This is a genomic window from Patescibacteria group bacterium (genome assembly GCA_041662965.1).
Classification (GTDB): Bacteria; Patescibacteriota; Patescibacteriia; order Patescibacteriales; family GWC2-42-12; genus JACPHD01.
Map to the genome: position 1 here is coordinate 152,481 of JBAZRI010000002.1, position 18,164 is coordinate 170,644.

Annotated in this window: 20 protein-coding genes and 1 tRNA gene; 14 read left to right on the forward strand and 7 right to left on the reverse strand. The window is 40.3% G+C overall.

Annotation, left to right across the window (positions count from 1 at the left end; all coding sequences use genetic code 11):
• The first annotated feature begins 53 nt into the window (after positions 1 to 53).
• The 5 genes from WC639_02160 to WC639_02180 all read left to right on the forward strand — a co-directional run bounded on the left by WC639_02160 (position 54) and on the right by WC639_02180 (position 4,056).
• The gene (locus WC639_02160; protein ID MFA6306580.1) at positions 54 to 1,838 is read left to right on the forward strand and encodes a class I SAM-dependent methyltransferase; all 1,785 of its coding nucleotides are present in this window, start codon (positions 54 to 56) and stop codon (positions 1,836 to 1,838) included.
• A 60-nt stretch (positions 1,839 to 1,898) separates the two neighbouring features.
• Positions 1,899 to 2,594, forward strand: a complete 696-nt coding sequence (locus WC639_02165) for a nucleotidyl transferase AbiEii/AbiGii toxin family protein (protein MFA6306581.1) — start codon at positions 1,899 to 1,901, stop codon at positions 2,592 to 2,594.
• On the forward strand, positions 2,566 to 3,144 hold the full coding sequence (locus WC639_02170) for a hypothetical protein (protein MFA6306582.1): 579 nt from the start codon (positions 2,566 to 2,568) through the stop codon (positions 3,142 to 3,144). The genes WC639_02165 and WC639_02170 overlap by 29 nt, the downstream gene beginning before the upstream one ends.
• Positions 3,145 to 3,211: 67 nt before the next feature.
• Positions 3,212 to 3,820, forward strand: coding sequence for a glucose-6-phosphate isomerase family protein (locus WC639_02175; protein MFA6306583.1), 609 nt, complete (start codon positions 3,212 to 3,214; stop codon positions 3,818 to 3,820).
• A 41-nt stretch (positions 3,821 to 3,861) separates the two neighbouring features.
• A complete protein-coding gene (locus tag WC639_02180) occupies positions 3,862 to 4,056 on the forward strand; it encodes a DUF5668 domain-containing protein (GenBank protein ID MFA6306584.1) in 195 nt (64 codons plus the stop codon).
• A gap of 51 nt (positions 4,057 to 4,107) precedes the next feature.
• Here the strand turns inward: WC639_02180 and WC639_02185 are convergent, their stop codons facing one another.
• Entirely contained in the window at positions 4,108 to 4,605 is a 498-nt protein-coding gene (locus tag WC639_02185) for a type II secretion system protein (protein MFA6306585.1), read from the reverse strand.
• Positions 4,606 to 4,918: 313 nt separating this feature from the next.
• Between WC639_02185 and WC639_02190 the strand changes: the two genes are divergently transcribed.
• The 4 genes from WC639_02190 (at position 4,919) to WC639_02205 (ending at position 7,493) form a co-directional block, all read left to right on the forward strand.
• Positions 4,919 to 4,990: transfer RNA gene (locus WC639_02190), tRNA-Glu, on the forward strand.
• Positions 4,991 to 5,007: 17 nt separating this feature from the next.
• Positions 5,008 to 5,775 (forward strand): endonuclease/exonuclease/phosphatase family protein, encoded by a 768-nt coding sequence (locus WC639_02195; GenBank protein MFA6306586.1) that lies wholly within the window; start codon positions 5,008 to 5,010, stop codon positions 5,773 to 5,775.
• A gap of 28 nt (positions 5,776 to 5,803) precedes the next feature.
• Entirely contained in the window at positions 5,804 to 6,535 is a 732-nt protein-coding gene (locus WC639_02200; protein MFA6306587.1) for a ZIP family metal transporter, read from the forward strand.
• Positions 6,536 to 6,566: 31 nt separating this feature from the next.
• Entirely contained in the window at positions 6,567 to 7,493 is a 927-nt protein-coding gene (locus tag WC639_02205) for a TerC/Alx family metal homeostasis membrane protein (protein MFA6306588.1), read from the forward strand.
• Between the two features lie 75 nt (positions 7,494 to 7,568).
• Here WC639_02205 and WC639_02210 read toward each other — a convergent pair whose 3' ends face one another.
• Complete coding sequence (locus WC639_02210) at positions 7,569 to 8,507, reverse strand: thioredoxin domain-containing protein (GenBank protein ID MFA6306589.1); 939 nt, start codon at positions 8,505 to 8,507, stop codon at positions 7,569 to 7,571.
• Between the two features lie 144 nt (positions 8,508 to 8,651).
• On the reverse strand, positions 8,652 to 9,866 hold the full coding sequence (locus WC639_02215) for an aminotransferase class V-fold PLP-dependent enzyme (GenBank protein MFA6306590.1): 1,215 nt from the start codon (positions 9,864 to 9,866) through the stop codon (positions 8,652 to 8,654).
• Between the two features lie 262 nt (positions 9,867 to 10,128).
• Between WC639_02215 and thrC the strand changes: the two genes are divergently transcribed.
• The 4 genes from thrC (at position 10,129) to WC639_02235 (ending at position 13,360) form a co-directional block, all read left to right on the forward strand.
• On the forward strand, positions 10,129 to 11,358 hold the full coding sequence (thrC, locus tag WC639_02220) for a threonine synthase (GenBank protein ID MFA6306591.1): 1,230 nt from the start codon (positions 10,129 to 10,131) through the stop codon (positions 11,356 to 11,358).
• A 178-nt stretch (positions 11,359 to 11,536) separates the two neighbouring features.
• A complete protein-coding gene (locus WC639_02225; protein MFA6306592.1) occupies positions 11,537 to 11,803 on the forward strand; it encodes a helix-turn-helix domain-containing protein in 267 nt (88 codons plus the stop codon).
• Positions 11,804 to 11,806: 3 nt separating this feature from the next.
• Positions 11,807 to 12,226 (forward strand): type II toxin-antitoxin system death-on-curing family toxin, encoded by a 420-nt coding sequence (locus WC639_02230; protein MFA6306593.1) that lies wholly within the window; start codon positions 11,807 to 11,809, stop codon positions 12,224 to 12,226.
• A gap of 42 nt (positions 12,227 to 12,268) precedes the next feature.
• Positions 12,269 to 13,360 (forward strand): toll/interleukin-1 receptor domain-containing protein, encoded by a 1,092-nt coding sequence (locus WC639_02235; GenBank protein MFA6306594.1) that lies wholly within the window; start codon positions 12,269 to 12,271, stop codon positions 13,358 to 13,360.
• 146 nt (positions 13,361 to 13,506) lie between these two features.
• On the opposite strand, the gene WC639_02240 is transcribed toward WC639_02235, so the two are convergent.
• The 4 genes from WC639_02240 to WC639_02255 are packed head-to-tail and all read right to left on the reverse strand — an operon-like array spanning position 13,507 to position 17,643.
• The gene (locus WC639_02240; GenBank protein ID MFA6306595.1) at positions 13,507 to 15,738 is read right to left on the reverse strand and encodes a heavy metal translocating P-type ATPase; all 2,232 of its coding nucleotides are present in this window, start codon (positions 15,736 to 15,738) and stop codon (positions 13,507 to 13,509) included.
• 27 nt (positions 15,739 to 15,765) lie between these two features.
• Positions 15,766 to 17,127: a sulfite exporter TauE/SafE family protein gene (locus WC639_02245; GenBank protein ID MFA6306596.1), complete on the reverse strand. Its 1,362-nt coding sequence runs from the start codon at positions 17,125 to 17,127 to the stop codon at positions 15,766 to 15,768.
• A gap of 6 nt (positions 17,128 to 17,133) precedes the next feature.
• Positions 17,134 to 17,361 carry an SHOCT domain-containing protein gene (locus WC639_02250; GenBank protein MFA6306597.1) on the reverse strand — a complete coding sequence of 76 codons (228 nt, stop codon included), beginning with the start codon at positions 17,359 to 17,361 and terminating at the stop codon, positions 17,134 to 17,136.
• 9 nt (positions 17,362 to 17,370) lie between these two features.
• On the reverse strand, positions 17,371 to 17,643 hold the full coding sequence (locus WC639_02255; GenBank protein MFA6306598.1) for a metal-sensing transcriptional repressor: 273 nt from the start codon (positions 17,641 to 17,643) through the stop codon (positions 17,371 to 17,373).
• Between the two features lie 238 nt (positions 17,644 to 17,881).
• On the opposite strand from WC639_02255, the gene WC639_02260 reads away from it, so the two are divergent.
• Positions 17,882 to 18,164: hypothetical protein (locus WC639_02260; protein MFA6306599.1), on the forward strand; the 283-nt coding region annotated here is incomplete at its 3' end.

Below are 18,164 nucleotides of genomic sequence, written 5' to 3' on the forward strand. Positions count from 1 at the left end.
CTTTACCACAAAGTTGCCTTTTTTCTTTTCCAATAAAGTGATAAAATTAATATATGAGTCTAGAGAATCCAATGGAAAATCATCTAAATCAGCCGAAAGCGCCGGAAAAGCGGGACGTTTTGGATATGGATAAATTAATTGATGAATTATGGCTAAAAGATTCTAAGATAAAAGAAGCTATTATTAAGGATAAACTAACAAATAGGCAATTGGCTTTAGATGATTTAGAAAGTCTTTATAATAAAGCTAGTGATTATGGAACTGGCCTAGTAATCGCAAAAAACCTGCTGGATATTCAGAGCCTGCCGTCTAATAAAAAAACAATCGCTGAAAATTTTTTTAAACACTTGGCACTGGAAAAATTTGAAAGCGACGCTTATACAACGAAAATAAGCGAAACAGAAGATCTTGAAAAAAGACAACCGCAAGAATGGAAAATAATTGCCGAAAAACATGGCGTTAGGCCACCTTTTGAAGATTTTTATGAAATCGTGGAAGATTTGTATTACGGCGATTTTTCAGAGATGAAAGCCGTGGCGATGAAAAAAATGGCTAAGTCTGAAGCTCTGACAGAAGATTTTTGCCTAGAAGCGTTAAAAAACGACGTCTTTGACTATGGCATGAATTGGAGCTCATACTTGCCGGAAGGAATTAGGGAACATAAAAATGAAATTGATTATTTATGGTTTGGCGAAGGAAAAGATTTAGCTTTAGGTAAAAGCGGAGAATTAACATCTGAAAAAGAAAAGGAGCAACTTAATGAAAAGTATCCTTTCTACAAAATTTGCCTTGATAATTTGATTAAAACTGGCACTAAAAAATCAATTGATTTTGTGGCAAATTTCTTGATATTTCAAAATTATGGATTCGGATATTTTTATGAGGAGTTATCGGAAATTTTAAGAAAAGACAAAAAATATAGCGCGGAACAAATTATAAAAACAATCTTCGACAAAGATTTTTCCAAGGAATTTTCTCCAGAACACATTCAACAAATGATGCTTTTTTTAATTGATTTGATAAGCGCGGAAGAAATAAGAATGAAGCTGAATAACGCGCTGGCTAAGCTTAGCGAAAATGAAGATAGGTATGCTCTAAGAAATTTAAAGTTTGCTCGAATATTAATTACCCCCAACCACGATAAAATCGCCATTGAAAATCTGCAAAAGTTCTATCAGGAAAAAATCAAGTTTGAAGATTATAAAGTTAATCAAGAGATGAACGCCGGAGAAGTGAAGTTATTACAAGAACTGATCGGCAAAGACGAAAAAGTCTTAGAAGAAGGCTGTGGCACCGGCCGGCTGATGCTGGAAATGAAAAAAGCCGGCTATGACATCACCGGCTTTGACTTTACAGCACGGCATACAGAAATCATCAAAGAACAAGATGCGGAAGCTAAGGTATTGCAGGGCGATTGGCATCAGACCGGGTTTAAAGACGAAAGTTTTGGTACAGTTTATTCTTTAGGCAGAAATATTTTGCATGATTATTCCATTGTTGACCAAGTCCAATTATTCCGCGAAGCGGCGCGGATTCTAAGGCCGGGCGGAAAATTTATTTTTGACATCCCCGACAGAGAAAAGGGCGGCTATAAAAAAATGGTGGAAGAGTATGGGCGGGAGATGGAAAACAGAGGGATAAAAAATTATCGCCGCGGCGCGATTTACGATTCGCCAGACGGCGTGAATTTCGCTACCCGCTATGCTTATGCGGAAGAGGATATAAAAATGCTGGCGCAAGTGGCCGGATTTAAAATCGTTGAAATGCGGCGCGCGGAGCTGGCGACCGGTGAAGGGGATGAAAATTTGTATTTTGTTTTGGAAAAAATTAAAAATTGACCGGCTTAATTTTCCATGATACAATAGAGTTAACAAAAATGTTAACTTTTATGCATTATTATGAATCAGGAACAATTAGTAAAATTAGCCAAAGAGTTGGGGATATCATTTAACCAAATTTTGCGCGAGGAAGCGGAAATGACGGTGCTGGACGAATTAGCCAAAAATAAAATCAGCGCTAAAATGCTTTTTTACGGCGGCACGGCTTTGCGTTTAGCCTATGGTTCGCCGCGTTTTTCCGAAGATCTGGATTTTTTAGTGATTAAGCCATTGCCATTCGGCGAATTTAAGGAATTCATCGGCCGGCTGATAAAACAAAACGAACATTGGAGCTTGAAAGACATAAAAGATAAGCGCCAAACAATGTTTGCCTTGATTTTAGTCAAAGATGAAAAGCTAAAGTATAATTTTTCTTTAAAAATTGAGGCGCACAAACCGAAGAACCAAGTTAGGTTAGAGAGCGAGTTAAGGCTGATTAAAAGTCTAATTTCCGTTTTTGAGCCGTTGCTTTTGACACCGACGCTTAACGAGTTAAAACGGCTAAAAGAGGACGCTCTAATCGGCAGGAAAAAAGCTCGTGATATTTTTGATTTATGGTATATCGCCCAAGTCGGGCAAGCTAATTTAATTTTGCCAAGCCGGTTGCCGAGATATACGGCCAGGGAATTTCAAAATGAATTGCAGGTATTTTTACCGAAGAAATATTATCCGATTATTAAGCAATTGTATGGAAAAATTAATCAAAAAAATAAATAAAATACCGAAGAGTTATTTTTCTTTGGCTGATATTAGAAAAATAAGCGGCCTGAATGACGCTAGCCTAAAAGTCGCGCTTAGCCGTTTGGTAAAAAGCGAAGCCTTGATTAAAGCCAGCCATAGGCTGTATGCTCTGCCTGATGCTATAATTAATTGGGAAGAGGTAGCCATAGCCAGCTATCGTCCCAGTTATTTATCTTTTGAATGGATTTTGGCCAAATATAATATTTTAAGCCAGCAGCCGGCCGGCCTGACCCTAGCTACTTTAAAAAGAAGCAAAAATCTGGCAACCTGCCGAAATCCTATAATTTATCATCATCTCCAAGAAAGCCTTTTTTGGGGTTATGAAAAAAAAGATAAAATTCTGGCCGCTCATCCGGAAAAATCCTTGATTGATTTAGCTTATTTATCATTGAACGGTTATGCCAAATTTGATCCGGAAGAAATGAATTTAAAGCCGTTAAATAAAAATAAAATAAAACAATATTTGCGTAAAATTAATAATAAAAAATTAACCAATCTGGTTAATTCAATTTATGATAAACCTTGACGGCTAAAAATTTATTTAAAAAAATAAGGATCCGTTAGTTAATATAATTTATTTATAAAAAACAAAGATGATAATTGATTTTAACAACGTTCCCAAGCATTATGCTTCGCGAACCAACGAAAAAATGAAAGAAGTTTTAATGGATCCGGCCGGCGCCGGACCGGCTATCCATTATTATATGATTAGAGGCGGAGTTGAGCAGAAAAACATAACAGTCTGGGAACCGGGAACAATCTCCGGGGAATATATAAAAACCTATGGGCACTATCACGTAGGCGAATTGAGCGAGACTTACGAAATCATTTATGGCGAAGGAGTGGCGCTTCTGCAAAAATTAGCCGAGGATGAAAATGGAGAAATGATTCCCGGCGTGGTTTCTGAATTTAAGGCGATTATCGTCAAAGCCGGCCAAACCATATTCATGCCAGCCAAATTCGGGCATTTATTGGCCAATACCGGAAAAACATATTTTGCCACGGCCGACGACAGTCCGGTAGATTTTGAAGATCGGGACCCGGCCAGTTTTCCCGGACACGCGGACTATGAGCTGGTGAAAAAAATGAGAGGGTTCGCTTATTATGTCGTGGAGCATAATGGAGAGGCTGCACTCAAAAAAAATCCTCTTTATCAGACTATTGAAAAAGAAGATTTAGGCGGGTTGCCGGTGATAAAATAATGTCAGAAATGACGACATTATAATTTTTTAAATATAATTTTATGTTTATGCCATGGTTATTGATTGTTGTCGGTTTAATTTTTCTTTTGGAAAATTTAAATCTTCTGCCCTGGCTAAATTGGTCGGTGATTTGGCCGGTGATTTTGATTCTGATCGGGCTGAATATGATGAGGAAAAAAAGCGGCGACGGCTGCTGCGGCTGGCCTGGCGGAAAAAAAGAGGAAGAGAAGAAATAAATAAGGCAATTTAAAAACAGGGTTTATAAAATCCTGTTTTTTTATTTACTATTAATTTGAGAATTGAAAAAATTTAGCCGTACCATTCCAGCCAGCCGCGCCGGCTTCATAAACTCCGGAGCCGCCGCCCGGCGTTGGCGCGGACACCGACGGTAAAGTAACCTGCTCGCCGCTGTTTTCCAGGTTAGCGTATAAAACGCATTTTTTGCCGCCATCAATTACTTTATAGAAATAATAAGATTGGGCGTCGCCGCCTTTAGACGGGTCTTTAGGCGTTCGCGCTAAAAAATTCGCGTATTGCGGATATTTAATTTTAAACTCTTCCATTATATCAGTCAGATCATATTCGCCATCGCCGGCATCAGGCAGATAGCAGGATAAAGATAAAAAACGCCCGATTTGCGCCAGATCATTTTTTCTCTTAGCATCCCGGCCCTTCTTTAAGGCCGGAGTAAGAAAAACAACTGAAACCGCGGCCAATAGGCCTATTATGCCTATCACCACTAAAATTTCCATTAAGGTAAAGCCGGATTTATTATGTTTTATCATATTTGTAATTTTATCATAAATAAATAGATAAAACTATTGTTAAGTTTATAAACATTGACATAATTATCTAGGTATGTTATAGTAATACGTTCCTTAATAATTTATCAATTCAGCCGCTTGTTTAGCCGCTCCAATAGAAACAAGGGGTTTGAAATTTATTTCAACCCCCTTTCATTTATTGAAGTTTTTACAATCTAAATAAAAGAGCGCTTTGTTATCAAGGCGCTCTTTTATTTAAGGGGAATAATTGACTAAATTAATTTTTTAGATTATAATTTTTTTAGTCCGTTAGAGGGCTTTTTATTTTAAGTTTGGCCCCTTCGTCTAGTGGTTAGGACACCAGGTTTTCATCCTGGTAACAGGAGTTCGATTCTCCTAGGGGCTACTTTTAAAACGCATCATATGGTTTTTTCCGTACTTAATTGGAATATCCACGGAACCAGACATTACACAAAAACCGATTTTAACAAAGTAACCCCGATCCTTGGGAAAGCCGATGCGGATATTTTTTGTTTTCAAGAGGCTCAAGAGCTTAGGGGAAAATTAAATAATTTTAACAGGTTGCGGGCGCTTGACCGTGTTTTTCCCAAAAATGTTAACGATAATAATATTATTTTAAGCAAATTTCCGATTATTTCCAGCGGTGAAATTGCTTTTCCGCAATTTGCAGACAGACCATTGGAAGAAGCGCTTTGGGCGGATATCCAAATTGAAAATAAAATTATTAGAATTTACAACTGCCATTTCGGTATATTAGGCGCGGGGCCGAAACAAAGAGCCGATCAGCTGAAATTAATTTTAGCGGATTCTCGCCGACATGACGGTCCGGTTATCATTTGCGGAGATTTTAATACTACAATTCCTCCGGCCGGGGCAAAGCGGAAAATCGTCCAGTGGTTTCACAAAGAGGCTAATGAGAGCCTTTTTTTAAATGGAAAGTATTTTTATGGCGACGAAAGGTACGTTTTCCTTGATATTGCCGCCCGGGCCGGATTTCACGAAGCAACGGACATTTTAAAATCAACTTGGTGCATCCCGCCGTTCGGCTGGGAGCTGTTTAATCTAAAATTGGATTGGTTTTTGGTCCGCGGCGTTGAAGCCACGAAAGTTTCTTTAGGCGATTATATTTCCGACCATAGAGCGATTCTCGCCGAATGCGTAATTTCTTAGGGTTTTAGTAAAATTAAAAAATATTAAGATGTCCGATACAACTATATTATTTTTAGCCGGTTTCGCGGGCCTGGCCACTTTGGCCGGAGTTTTTTTGGGCAGCTTATTTAAGAAAACAGAAAAGAATATTATTTTTAGCGCGAGTTTTGCCGCCGGCTTGATGATTCTAATATCAATATTTGAATTGATTCCGGCTGCTGCCAAAAATATTAGCGCGGGGAAATTATTTTTTTGGGTGGCGCTGGGAATTTTTGTAATTTGGCTGGCTAATTGGGCTATTCCGCATTTGCATTCCGTGCAAGAAATAAAAAAATGCAAAGATAAATGCTTGGCGCGAATGTCTTATCTTATTGCTATCGGCTTGATTTTGCATGATTTTCCGGAAGGCTTCGCTATCCCCAGTTCATTTAGCGGCTCTCCTTCACTCGGTTTTCTAGTCGTGATTGCTACTTTTGTCCATAATATTCCCGAAGGCTATATTCTGACTATGTCCCAGCCAAAATCCGGCGGACGCGGTTTTTGCTACAGGGCCGCCGCGCTTTCAATGCTGGCTACTTTTTTAGGGTCAGTTTTAGCCATTAATTTGTTGGCTGTTTTTAAAAATCTTAATCCTATTTTTTTGTCTTTAGCGGCCGGCGCCATGCTTTTTATCGCAGTTCATGAGCTGCTTCCCGAAAGTTTTAGATATCATCAGATTAAAACTTTTTTCTTCGGCATCGGCGGCGCCATACTTATTTATTTGGCGCTTGGGTTAATATAATTTAGCGCTATAATAAAAATGCAATTATTTTATGTTTACGCCGATTGAAACAAATTTATTTATTTTATTCAGTATTATTATCGTCGGCTTTTTAGCCATAGACCTTGGCTATTTTAACAGGAAAAATCATAAGATAAAATTTAGGGCGGCGTTAATGCAGTCATTATTTTGGGTAGCCGTTGCTTTAAGCTTTGGTTTTTTGGTTTTTTTATATTTGGGAAGAGATTCGGCGGCGGAATTTTTAAGCGCCTATTTAACCGAAGAGATGCTATCCGTGGATAATTTATTCGTCATCATGCTGATTTTCAGCTACTTTAAATTAGAAGAAAAATATCATCACCGGGCTTTGTTCTGGGGGATTATGGGCGCGATAGTTTTTCGCGGAATTTTTATAACAGCCGGCGCTTATATTATCCATCAATTTTATTGGGTATTATATTTTTTTGGCGCGATTTTAATTTATACGGCCATAAAGTTTTTGCGCGATAAAAATGAAGAGCATATTGATTTTAGCAAAAATAAAATCGTTAAGTTGGCCGAAAAATTTCTGCCTTTTACCGCCAGCCACCATAACGGCCAGTTTTTTATCAGAGAAAACGGCCAGTTTTATTTTACGTCGCTTTTTATGATCGTTTTAATCGTTGAAGCGACCGACATAATTTTCGCCGTTGATTCTATCCCGGCGGTTTTCGCCATAACCCAAAATTTGTTTATTGTTTTTACTTCAAACATCTTCGCCATTATGGGATTAAGAGCTTTATTTTTTCTCATAGAAAGCTTGCTCCACCGGTTCCATCATTTGCAAAAAGGCTTGGCGTTCATATTGTTTTTTATCGGCTTAAAGATGTTTTCCGGCATTATTGGCCTCTCTATTTCTTCGCTTGTTTCGCTTAGCATCATCGTTTTCGCCCTTGGCGCGTCCATGCTGCTTTCGGTGCTTTTCCCTAAAAAAATATAATTATAATTTTACGCCATAAACAAAAAGCTCGGGCCGCGAAGCCCGAGTTTTTTGTTTTATCAAATTGCCGTTATTTTAAAAGAAAATGAATTTTTTGATGGCGCTTTTATAAACCCGGTAAGGCTTAGGGCCGACGAAAACTTGGCCGTTGATGAAAATCGTTGGTGTGCCGTAAAGGTCGGTTTTTTGCAGTTCTTTTAATTGCTTTTCATTCGCGGCTTTAGCTTCGGCGCTATTTACGCATTGATTTATTTCATCGGCATTAAAACCGAAAGTGGTTAGAGCCTGGTTAATAAATGCTTGGTCAGACAGTTTTGTTTTGTCCGCGGTAAATAAATAGTCATTTAAAGCCCAAAATTTTTCTTGACTTTGGTTGTAAGCGCAATAGCCTACTTCTGATAAATAATTGGTATTGGTTATGGCCGGGTAATGGGCAAAAATTAAATTGGTTTTTTCTTTTTTAGCCAGCTCGCGGATTTCCGGATAGGCTTTACGGCTGTAATCGCATTCATAACAGCCGATAAAAACAATAGTGTCTTTTGAACCGGTGCTGATTGCGGGAAAACCGGACAAATCCACTCCCGAAAGCGTTATAGTTTTTTCATTTTGCGCTTCCGGGCTGCAGATGCCGACGGCGTTCAGCTCGGTTACTTTGTTATTTTCGCCGCTCGGATCAAAAGCGCAAAAACCCGATTGGTTTAGGCCGTTGCAGCTGCCGTATAAATAAAAATTATAACCGCCTTTAACGATCCAGAAAGTGCTGGCTATCATTAAAATAAAAAATACCCAAGACAAGAGTTCAAAATGTTTATTAAATAACCGCGCGGCTAAATCAGAGCGATTTAAGATTTTCGCCAAGATTTTATTTTTCATTTTTTCCTTAAAGCCGGTATTACAGGGCCGGAAAGTTACTCTTCTAAAAACGCAATCCAGAGCCTCTAGCGCTAAAGCGCGGTGGGTGGCGCTAAAGACGCCTAAAATTGAGAAAACGATTAAAGCGAGGATACAGAACATATAAATTTTTGTCATTCCGGCCTACGAGCCGGAATCCAGGTTAGACTCGTAATAAGATGAGTTTACGCTGGCGATTATAAATTAATTGTTTTCACCGTTTACGTCTGGATCCCGGATCAAGTCCGGGATGACAGATAGGGGCAATTATAATATTTTAATTATTTTATTTAAGCTGGTAACGAATATTTCCGCCTCTTCCATAGTGTTGTAAAAATACAAGGAGGCGCGAGCTGATGTTTTAATTCCATGGGCATAAAACCAGGAATGAACGCAGTGCTGGCCGGCGCGGATCATGATGTTGGCGGTTTCATCTAAGAGTATGGCGATTTGGTGCGAATCTATGCCTTCAATATAAAAGGAAACGATGCCGGATCTTAAACGCGGGTCGGCTGGGCCGATAATTTTCAGTTTGGGAATTTTAATTATTTCATCCGTAATATATTTATTTAATTTATATTCCTCGGCGGCGATATTATCGTGGCCAATTTTTTTTAAATATTCAGCCGCCTCGCCTAAGCCGATAATGCCGGCGTAATCCTGCAGTCCGGCTTCAAATTTTTCCGGAATGGGCAAAAATTTATGGCCGTCATAAGTAGAGTATTCAACCGTATCGCCGCCGGCCAAGAACGGTTCCAGTTTTTCCAGTAAATGTTTTTTACCGTATAATATGCCGGTGCCGGTCGGGCCGAGCATTTTATGTCCGGAAAAAGCCAGAAAATCAACGTCCAAACCGGCCACATCAATTTTTTGGTGCGGCGCGGATTGAGCCGCGTCTAAGAGTACCAAGGCGCCATGCTGATGCGCGATTTTAATTATTTCTTTGGCCGGAATAGTAACGCCGTCTAAATTAGAAGTCTGCCCCATGGCGACTAATTTAACCCGGTCGGTCATCTCGGACTCAAATTTAGCCAGATCAAAAGTATTGTCCGGCTTTGATTTTATGACTTTATGGATGACGCCGATTTTTTCAGATAAAATTTGCCAGGGGATTAAATTGGAATTATGCTCTTTATCCGTGCTTAAGATTATATCGCCCGCGTTTAATTTTAAGCTGTGGGCGACTAAGTTTATGCCTTCGGTGGTATTGCGGGTAAAAATTATTTCCTCGGCATGTTTAGCGTTGATAAATTCGGCCATGGCGATTCTCGCCGCTTCCACTTTTTTAGTCACGGTTTCGCCGAGTTTATGGCCGCTGCGGCCGGCGCAAGCCGGATAGTCATAGTAGTATTCGTTCATAGCCTTAATTACCTGAAGCGGCTTAAGGCTCATGCAGGCATTATCAAAATAGACCGGCGGTTGGCCGTTGATTGATTTTGAGAATATTGGAAAATCTTGCCTGATTTTTTCTAAATTCATCATAATTGTATTATAGCTGACTTTTGAACAGATGCAAGCAGTATATTGACTATTTGTGTAAAACAATGTAAATTTTAAAGTCAGATTGCGGATAACGGAATGTCCTTTTTAAAAACAATTTTTACGTGGAATGGAGGAACGGAGCATGAAGACTCAATTTTTGATGGCGCAGACGTGGTTACAGTGTATCAGTTGCGGGCAAACAGCGTATTTGCTCGCGGAAAGAAAATTTAAGTGTCCGAGTTGCGACGGTCTATTCGATGTTATGCACAATTTTAAATTATTAGGTAAAACTGTGGACGAGCTCGTGGTGATCTTCGACGCCAGAGCCAATCCCACGGGCGCGGGTAATACTGATGATCCGAAAAGGAAATCCGGGGTCTGGCGGTTCAAGGAATGGATAATGCCGTATCTGCCCGACAAGCACATCGTTTCTCTTGGCGAAGGCAATGTTCCTATCGTCAAGGCCGGGCGCCATTTAATGGACTGGGTCGGCGGTGACATCGATCTCCATCTCATTCTGGAAGGTCTGGGGCCGACCGGTTCGTTCAAGGATTTCGGCGGCACGGTCATGATGTCCGTGGCCAAAGCCATGGGCATCAAGGCGGTCGGTTGCGCTTCTACCGGAGACACTTCGGCCATGGCGGCGGCATACGCGGCCGCGGCCGGCATCAAGTGTTTTGTGATTCTGCCGAAAGGCAAGGTAACGCCGGTTCAACTGGCTCAGCCTTTGGTTCACGGCGCCATGGTCATAACCTTGCCCGGAAGCTTTGACGATTGCATGGAAGTCATGCAGGAGTTGGTTCGTGATTACGGAGCGTTCCCGGCTAATAGTTTGAATTCCACCAGAATTGAAGGCCATCAAGCCACGGTTTTCCTGACGGTGCAGTATTTCGGCTGGAAGCTGCCGGACTGGTTCGCGGTTCCCATCGGCAACGGTAGCAACAGTTCGTCTGTGGGTAAAGCGTTAAGGCTTTTGACCGAATTCGGCATGCCGAATTACACCAAAATCCTCGGCTGCCAGTCAAGAGCGGCTAACCCTTTGGCCAAATCTTGGGGCTCGGTTAGGCTAGGAAATTTTGGAGCGCATGCCAACTTTCTGAACCAATGGCGTAATTTGTACCAAAAGGTTGAAGTGGGTGAGACTACGGCTACTGCCGCCAGAATCGGTGATCCGGTTTCTCGCAATAAGGTTATGCGGGAGATTGTCAATTCAGAAGGAGCCATGCAAGTTGCTGAAGAAGAGGATTTAAACGAGGCCGTGGCCATCTGCGGTAAAGACGGCTATTTCGTCTGCCCGCAGACTGGTATCGCCTTGGCAGGGGTCAGAAACGCCGTCAGAAAAGGCTGGATCAAAAAGGGGGAGCGGGTGGTAGTGGTTTCCACAGCCACAGGCCTTAAGTTTACCGATTCGGCCGCCGCCAACCTGGAGAAAAACATCATCAACGCGGGCAACTGCAAACCCGAAACGGTAGCAAAGATTCTGGGGCTATAGCCTCGGTTTCGCGTGAAAACAAACAACAGGCGGTTCAATTTCGAACCGCCTTATTTTTTAATTTAAAATATTATATTTAATATTAGCTATTATATTAAGTTTATGTTAATCATTGACAAGTAGGTTAACATGTGTTAACCTATGAATATAATTAGCAAGTAGGTTAACATAGATTTTTATGAAAATAATTAATAATAAAAAATATTATACAGTTAAGGAGCTGGCCGATATTTTGAAAATCAGCCGAGTTTCTGTTTTTAATAGAATTAAAAAAGGGCAGATTAAAGCGGAAAAAATAGGAAACATTTATATAATCGCCGCTGAAGATGCCGGCGTTATGCTTAATAATGATTTAACCGAACAATTAAAAGAGGAAATCGCCAAAGGAGTTTTAAAAGTAATTAACGAATATGGGGGGACTTTAAAATTATTAGGCAAGGAATAATTTATGCAAATAAAATTGATTACTGTCAAAGAAATAAAAAATATTGCCCATCGCTTAGCCAAAGATACGATGAACTGGGACGAGCCTATACCGGAATTTGAAACCAGATTTCCGCATGCCTTAGAAAGCTGCGTGGCTTCGCCGTTTCAAAAATTTGAAAGAAAGTTTTTATATAAAGGCCTGACCGGCAAGGCGTCAATTTTATTTTATCTCTTGATTAAAAACCATCCCTTTCAGAACGGCAATAAAAGAATCGCTGTCGCCACGCTTTTAATTTTTTTGTATTTGAATAAAAAATGGCTTAGGGCCACGGAGTCTGAAATATATCTTTTAGCCAGATGGGTGGCGGAAAGTCCAGCTGAAGCCAAAGAAGAGGTAATTAATTATATTGAGAAGTTTGCGAAGAAGAGGTTGGTAAGTTAAATTATAATTTATAATATAATTTAGTTTTAAATTAAAAATGTTATGCTAGTAAATAGGTCAGGATTTAGAATATTTAATGAGTATGATTTGGGCGCAACACTAGATGCGCAATTTTCTCGTGTTAAAAAAGATGTTGAGATAAATGTAAAGATTTCACGCCCAGAAAATGAAGCAAAGTATATTGCCGACCAGCTAGAAAAATATAAAATTCAGGCATTAATATTCAGGCAGGATGATTTAACGGTTACAACGAGGGAAGAAATGATCCGATCAGAATATTTTGGCTCCGGTTTTCTAGTTGATCCAGGGAAAAGTTATTCGAAAGAGGTTTTTTCATTCCATCTACCCTTTAACGGAGACGAAAGCTTATTGCATTGTGTGCCCTCCACAAGAATTATGTGGACTGAGGAAGTTGCGATAGAAGATAAGGAAATAGTTTTTGACATAATTAATTTTTATAATGACGCGGAAAAGATAAAGGCGGACAAAGATAGGATTCTTAAGTACTTAATTGAACAGGCCGAGCATGTAAATAAACAGATTAATCAGTATAACTCAAACTTAGAGCAAATTATCCGGACGGCTATAGGGCAAACTAAAGATAAAATAGCCCAGCAATCCGAATTACTTAGCAAGTTAGGTGTTCCTTCTAAAAGTACAAATTTAGATAGGGTGGTTCCTAAATTTGGAGAAAAAATTCCAGTTTCACGAGTTGTGGCTAAAAAAACAAAAAAATTTGATGTTTTTATTTGCCACGCAAGTGAAGATAAATCATTCGTGGAAAAACTAGCCGAAGAACTTAGGAGGGCTGGCGTTGAGGTGTGGTACGATGATTTTCAGCTTGGTTGGGGTGATGATTTACGGCCGGCAATAGACAATGGTTTAAAAAATTCTCTTTATGGTTTAGTCGTTCTGTCAAAATCTTTTTTAGCCAAGAAGAAATGGACAGAATATGAATTAAACGGTTTATTCGCAAAAGAAAAACGAAATAAGAAAGTTGTTTTACCTATTTGGCACGATATTAAAAGGGATGATATCGCTCAATATAGCCTATCGCTGGCTGATCGTTTAGCTAAAGATTCCTCATCAGTAGTGGAAATTATTTCGGAATTAAATAAATTACTGAAAAAGTAGGTATCAGTAATTTCTATGTATGTCAGCCGATGTGTCGAAATTTTTATTTTAATATTTAAAATATAACAAAAAACTCCCGATTTTCGCCGGGAGTTTTATTATACCAAGGAAATGGATTCCCGCTTTCGCGGGAATGACAAAGGAGCCTAGGCTTTATAATTTTTCATGGACAAAGAGTTTAAAACCACGCTGACGGAAGAAAAAGCCATAGCGGCGGCGGCCAGGCTTGGGCTTAAAAGCCAGCCGGTCAAAGGATATAAAACGCCGGCCGCTATCGGAATGCCGATAATATTATAGAAAAACGCCCAAAATAAATTTTGTTTGATTTTCTTTAAGGTAAAAACGCTTAAGTCAATGGCCGCGGCTACGTCCCTTAAATCATCCTTAATTAAAATAATTTCGCCTGTTTCCATGGCCACATCCGTGCCCGAGCCCAAGACAATCCCCAGGTCGGAGCTGGCCAGCGCCGGCGCATCGTTAATGCCGTCGCCGATCATGGCGACGATTTCGCCTCGCGCTTGCAGTTTTTTCACTTCCAAGGCTTTATCCTCGGGCATGACTTCAGCTAAAACATAATCAATTCCCAGCTCTTTGGCAATAGCTTCGGCCACTCGCTTGTTATCTCCGGAAATTATGGCGATTTTTTTATTCAGGCTTTTTAATTTAGCGATGGCTTCGCGGGAGCTATCTTTTAAAGTATCGGCTAGTGAAATCAAGCCGGCGATATTTTTATCAACGGCTAGAATCATGGTGGTTTTTCCTTGTTTTTCCAGCTCGGCCGTTTTATTTTCAATCGGCAAAATATCAATTTGATTTTCAACCATTAATTTTCTCGTGCCCAGAATAATATTTCGCCCGCTTATTTCAGCGCTGACGCCTTTGCCCGGTATGGCCATAAAATTTTGTATCGGCATGAACTCTAATTTTTTGTTAGCGGCTTTTTTGACTATGGCATCAGCCAAGGGATGCTCGGAATTTTTTTCAACCGAGGCGGCGAGCTGGAGAATCCGGTCAGTATTTAATGGATTTTTCACTCCGCTCGAGATGGCAATAATGTCAGTGACGGCCGGCTCGCCCTTAGTCAATGTCCCGGTTTTATCAAACACTACCATGGTAATGCGTTTGGCGGTTTCTAAAGCGCGGCTGTTTTTAATTAAAATTCCTTTGGCCGCGGCCAGCCCGGTGCCCATCATCACGGCCGTGGGCGTGGCCAGGCCCAAAGAACAAGGGCAGGCGATGATTAAAACCGAAACAAAGGCGGTTAGGGCAAAAGTAAAAGAATATCCTAAAATTAGCCAAGCAGCTAAAGTAATTACGGCTATAACTATAACCGTTGGCACAAAATAGAAAGCGACCCTATCGGCCAAAAGTTGAATTGGCGCTTTAGTGGCTAAGGCCTGTTCCACAATTTTTATAATCTGCGCGATCATGGTATCGCCGCCGACCTTTAAGGCTTTAATTTTTAAACTACCATTTTTGTTAAGCGTAGCTCCAATAACTTCGTCGCCAATATTTTTTTCTACCGGCAGGCTTTCGCCGGTAATCGTTTTTTCATCCACGCTGGTATGGCCGTCTATTACTACGCCGTCAAGAGGGATTTTTTCCCCGGGCTTAATCAGGATGATGTCGCCGACTTTAACTTCAGAGATGGGAATTATTATTTCTTTATTATCTTTTATGATGGTCGCTTCTTTAGGCTGCAGGCCGATTAATTTTTTTATGGCCGCGCCGGCTTTGCCTTTGGTTACGGCTTCAAGATATTTTCCCAGAGTGATAAAAATTAAAATAAAAGCCGCGCTTTCATAATATAAATGGTCGCCGGCATAATCAGGCTTAAACCAAATCAGCAAAGAAATGGTTAAGCTGTAAAAATAAGCGGCCAAGGTGCCGGTTTCAATCAAAGAATCCATATTGGGGTTTAGCTGAATCAGTTTTTTCAGGCCGGATATATAGAGAGGGTAATTTATGATCATGATAATCGTCGTAATCGCGAATTGAATAACTATCTCCATTTTTAAAGATAATGGCGGCTGCGGCAGAGCGAACATTTCGCCCATGGCCAAATAAAAAATCGGCAAGCCTAAAAGCGCGGAAAAAATAAAAATTTTTCTTAATTTTTTAGTTGAAGCTTCGGCCTGGCTAGGCCCGGAATTATGACCCTCGGCCGTGCCGTCAAATACCTCGTAGCCGATTTTTTTCATCTGTTTTTTTATGTCCTCCAGGCTGACTTTATCCGGATCATACTCTAAATTTAATTTTTCCGTGGCAAAATTAACGTTAGCCGAAATGACTCCGCTAGTTTTTCTTAAGCTGTGTTCAATATTGGCCGCGCAGGAAGCGCAGTGCATGTTAGCTATATTTAGAATAATTTTTTTCATATAAATGTTTAAGGTCAGCGTGATTATTTATTCAACTACGTTAAAGGCTCCGGTGTACATGCCCATAGAGCAGGAAAAAGGAACGCGGCCGGCCGCGCGCGGCGTAAATTCAATTATGTTTTCGCCTTTAACCAAATTTTTTCTGATATTATATTTTGCCATAACCAGGCTGGCGGCGCAGGAATAAGGCGCCTCAGCGTCTATCACCCATTTTACCGGAATGCCCAGCTTAACAGTGAAATTATTGGGCGAATAGCCGTTAGCTAATTCCTTCATTTTAACAATTTGAATATTGTTTTCTAAAATGACGTTAGGGTCGTTAACATTAAAATCTCGCGCTTGGCTAAAAGTTAAATTCCAGCCGGTTAAACCCAGGCCGTTGGAAATATTAAAAATGGCGAAAGCTATAACCACCAGGCCGGAAAATTTAAAGAATTTTTTAGCCAAGGATTTTTTGATTATTGAGGTTAAGCCGCCGATGCCTAATAGCCCGGGCGCCGTGCCTAAAGCGAACAAACCCATGACGGCCGCGCCGTAATATAAACTGCCCGTGCTTACGGCCAATACTTGCATGGCTTGAGTAAAGCCGCAGGGCAGAAAAAAAGTTAGGCCGCCCAAAATCATGGAGTTGGCATGGCTGTATTCTTTTTTATCTTCGCCCGCGCCCAAGGCGCGGCCGATACTTTTAGGCAGAGTTAATTTTAATTTGTTCGCCCAAGGAAAAATTTCTATGAGTTGCAAGCCCATAATTAGCATTACCAAGCCGACTGCGATGGTTAAAATTCCCAAAGCCATGCTTGAGAGCTCTATAGTAGAGCCCAATAAGCCTAAAAGTCCGCCGAAAAAAGCAAAAGAAATAATCCGGCCTAAATTAAAAAATAAATGCGGTCGGAATTTTTCGATTGTGCTGGCTTCAGGGTGAAGTTCATTATGTTTAACCGCCAGCCCGAGAATCAAGCCGCCGACTAAAGCCATGCAAGTGGAAATGCCGGCGGTTAAACCGATGAGTAAAATTAATGGCATTGTAACGCCGCCATTGTCTGAAGGCAGAATATTAATATTGGCCAAGCCTAAGCCTTTAAGTAAAAAATAAAGGCCGAGTAAAAAAAGCAAAGCCATGCCCAGATCTTTATAGTCGGCTAAGTTTTTGCTGATTAAGCCTTTGGCCTCTTCTTCGCCCAGGCTGTAGCCGGCTGATTTTATAGCTTCGGCGATTTGGTTAAGCTCGGGTTTTTCTTTATCATAATAAATTTCCGCCAGGCCTAGGCGCTGGCTGATTTCTGCTTTAACTACGCCTGCAACTTCTTTAAGCCGGTTTTCAACCAGAATCTCGCAAGACTGGCAGCGCAGGCCTTTTATAGGCAAGTTGAATTTGTTTAGACTAGGCATATTTAGTTATATTAAATCTTTTTTCTTAGTTTCAAATTCTTTCTGGTCAATTTCACCTTTGGCATACCGTTCTTTTAAAATATTTAGGGCGGAATTGCCGTCAGTCCGGCTTGATCGGCTTTGCTTGGCTAGCCAATTAATTAAAAGCGCGATGCCGGCGATGATGATAATCCAAACGATTATCATGAAAAATGGCATAAACAGGCCGGGAAAAAACTGATTATAGTACATCATAATATATTTTTATTTATTAAATAATTTAGTTACTTTTAAAATTTCTTCGGTCATGTCTTTTTGTTTTTTTATATTTTTAGCTTCAAAGGCGGATTTAAAACAGTTGTTTAAGTGCCCTTCCATAAGCATCTCATGAGCGGAGCGCAGTAAGCCGATGGCCGCCAGATTTTGCTGCATGATATTCACGCAGTATTCGTCGGCTTGCACCATTTGAATAATTTTTTCTAAGAGGCTTTTGGTTTTTTTAAAGCCGATTAAGGCTTTGGCTTTTTGCTCGGTCATAGATTTTAATTAGAATTAATAGTTAAATAGTTATTAGCGGAGGATTAATTTTATTTTTGAAAATTGAAAATTGGAATTTGAAAATTTGTATGATACCTATACCTATGGTGGGGGTAGTAGTTAAATTATAACAGGTAAAAATATAATGTCAAGCTAAAGTATTTTTTTATATCCCTAATTATGCTATTATTACTACATAATGGCGTTAATTAAATAGCTAAGGTTTTAATATTTTCCCATGCCTCATTTTAATAAAAACAAAACTATTAAATTCGGTTTGATATTATTTTTAATACTCTCCGGCCTGTTTTTGTTCGCCGGAGATAGTCCTCTCGCCGCCCCCCTTTCTCCCGACGCCATCGCCTTGCGCGTCTTACCTAACCCGGAGCATTTTTCTCCTCTAACCTGGTACAAAAAGAATCTGAAGCTCCAAGGTTCGCCCCAGTCTCTAATCGTTGACGGCTATGAAGCTATCCGCGACGGCCGCACGGTTTACGTCAACGCGGCCAATATTGATTTGA

Excerpts from the sequence above, each read along its gene's own strand:
- WC639_02175 (MFA6306583.1), top strand. The coding sequence starts at position 3,212 with ATGATAATTGATTTTAACAACGTTCCCAAGCATTATGCTTCGCGAACC.
- WC639_02250 (MFA6306597.1), bottom strand. The coding sequence starts at position 17,361 with ATGATGTACTATAATCAGTTTTTTCCCGGCCTGTTTATGCCATTTTTC.
- WC639_02170 (MFA6306582.1), top strand. The coding sequence starts at position 2,566 with ATGGAAAAATTAATCAAAAAAATAAATAAAATACCGAAGAGTTATTTT.
- WC639_02185 (MFA6306585.1), bottom strand. The coding sequence starts at position 4,605 with ATGATAAAACATAATAAATCCGGCTTTACCTTAATGGAAATTTTAGTG.
- WC639_02225 (MFA6306592.1), top strand. The coding sequence starts at position 11,537 with ATGAAAATAATTAATAATAAAAAATATTATACAGTTAAGGAGCTGGCC.
- WC639_02200 (MFA6306587.1), top strand. The coding sequence starts at position 5,804 with ATGTCCGATACAACTATATTATTTTTAGCCGGTTTCGCGGGCCTGGCC.
- WC639_02245 (MFA6306596.1), bottom strand. The coding sequence starts at position 17,127 with ATGCCTAGTCTAAACAAATTCAACTTGCCTATAAAAGGCCTGCGCTGC.
- WC639_02230 (MFA6306593.1), top strand. The coding sequence starts at position 11,807 with ATGCAAATAAAATTGATTACTGTCAAAGAAATAAAAAATATTGCCCAT.
- WC639_02195 (MFA6306586.1), top strand. The coding sequence starts at position 5,008 with ATGGTTTTTTCCGTACTTAATTGGAATATCCACGGAACCAGACATTAC.
- WC639_02165 (MFA6306581.1), top strand. The coding sequence starts at position 1,899 with ATGAATCAGGAACAATTAGTAAAATTAGCCAAAGAGTTGGGGATATCA.
- WC639_02240 (MFA6306595.1), bottom strand. The coding sequence starts at position 15,738 with ATGAAAAAAATTATTCTAAATATAGCTAACATGCACTGCGCTTCCTGC.
- WC639_02210 (MFA6306589.1), bottom strand. The coding sequence starts at position 8,507 with ATGTTCTGTATCCTCGCTTTAATCGTTTTCTCAATTTTAGGCGTCTTT.
- thrC (MFA6306591.1), top strand. The coding sequence starts at position 10,129 with ATGCACAATTTTAAATTATTAGGTAAAACTGTGGACGAGCTCGTGGTG.
- WC639_02180 (MFA6306584.1), top strand. The coding sequence starts at position 3,862 with ATGTTTATGCCATGGTTATTGATTGTTGTCGGTTTAATTTTTCTTTTG.
- WC639_02235 (MFA6306594.1), top strand. The coding sequence starts at position 12,269 with ATGCTAGTAAATAGGTCAGGATTTAGAATATTTAATGAGTATGATTTG.
- WC639_02215 (MFA6306590.1), bottom strand. The coding sequence starts at position 9,866 with ATGATGAATTTAGAAAAAATCAGGCAAGATTTTCCAATATTCTCAAAA.
- WC639_02205 (MFA6306588.1), top strand. The coding sequence starts at position 6,567 with ATGTTTACGCCGATTGAAACAAATTTATTTATTTTATTCAGTATTATT.
- WC639_02160 (MFA6306580.1), top strand. The coding sequence starts at position 54 with ATGAGTCTAGAGAATCCAATGGAAAATCATCTAAATCAGCCGAAAGCG.
- WC639_02255 (MFA6306598.1), bottom strand. The coding sequence starts at position 17,643 with ATGACCGAGCAAAAAGCCAAAGCCTTAATCGGCTTTAAAAAAACCAAA.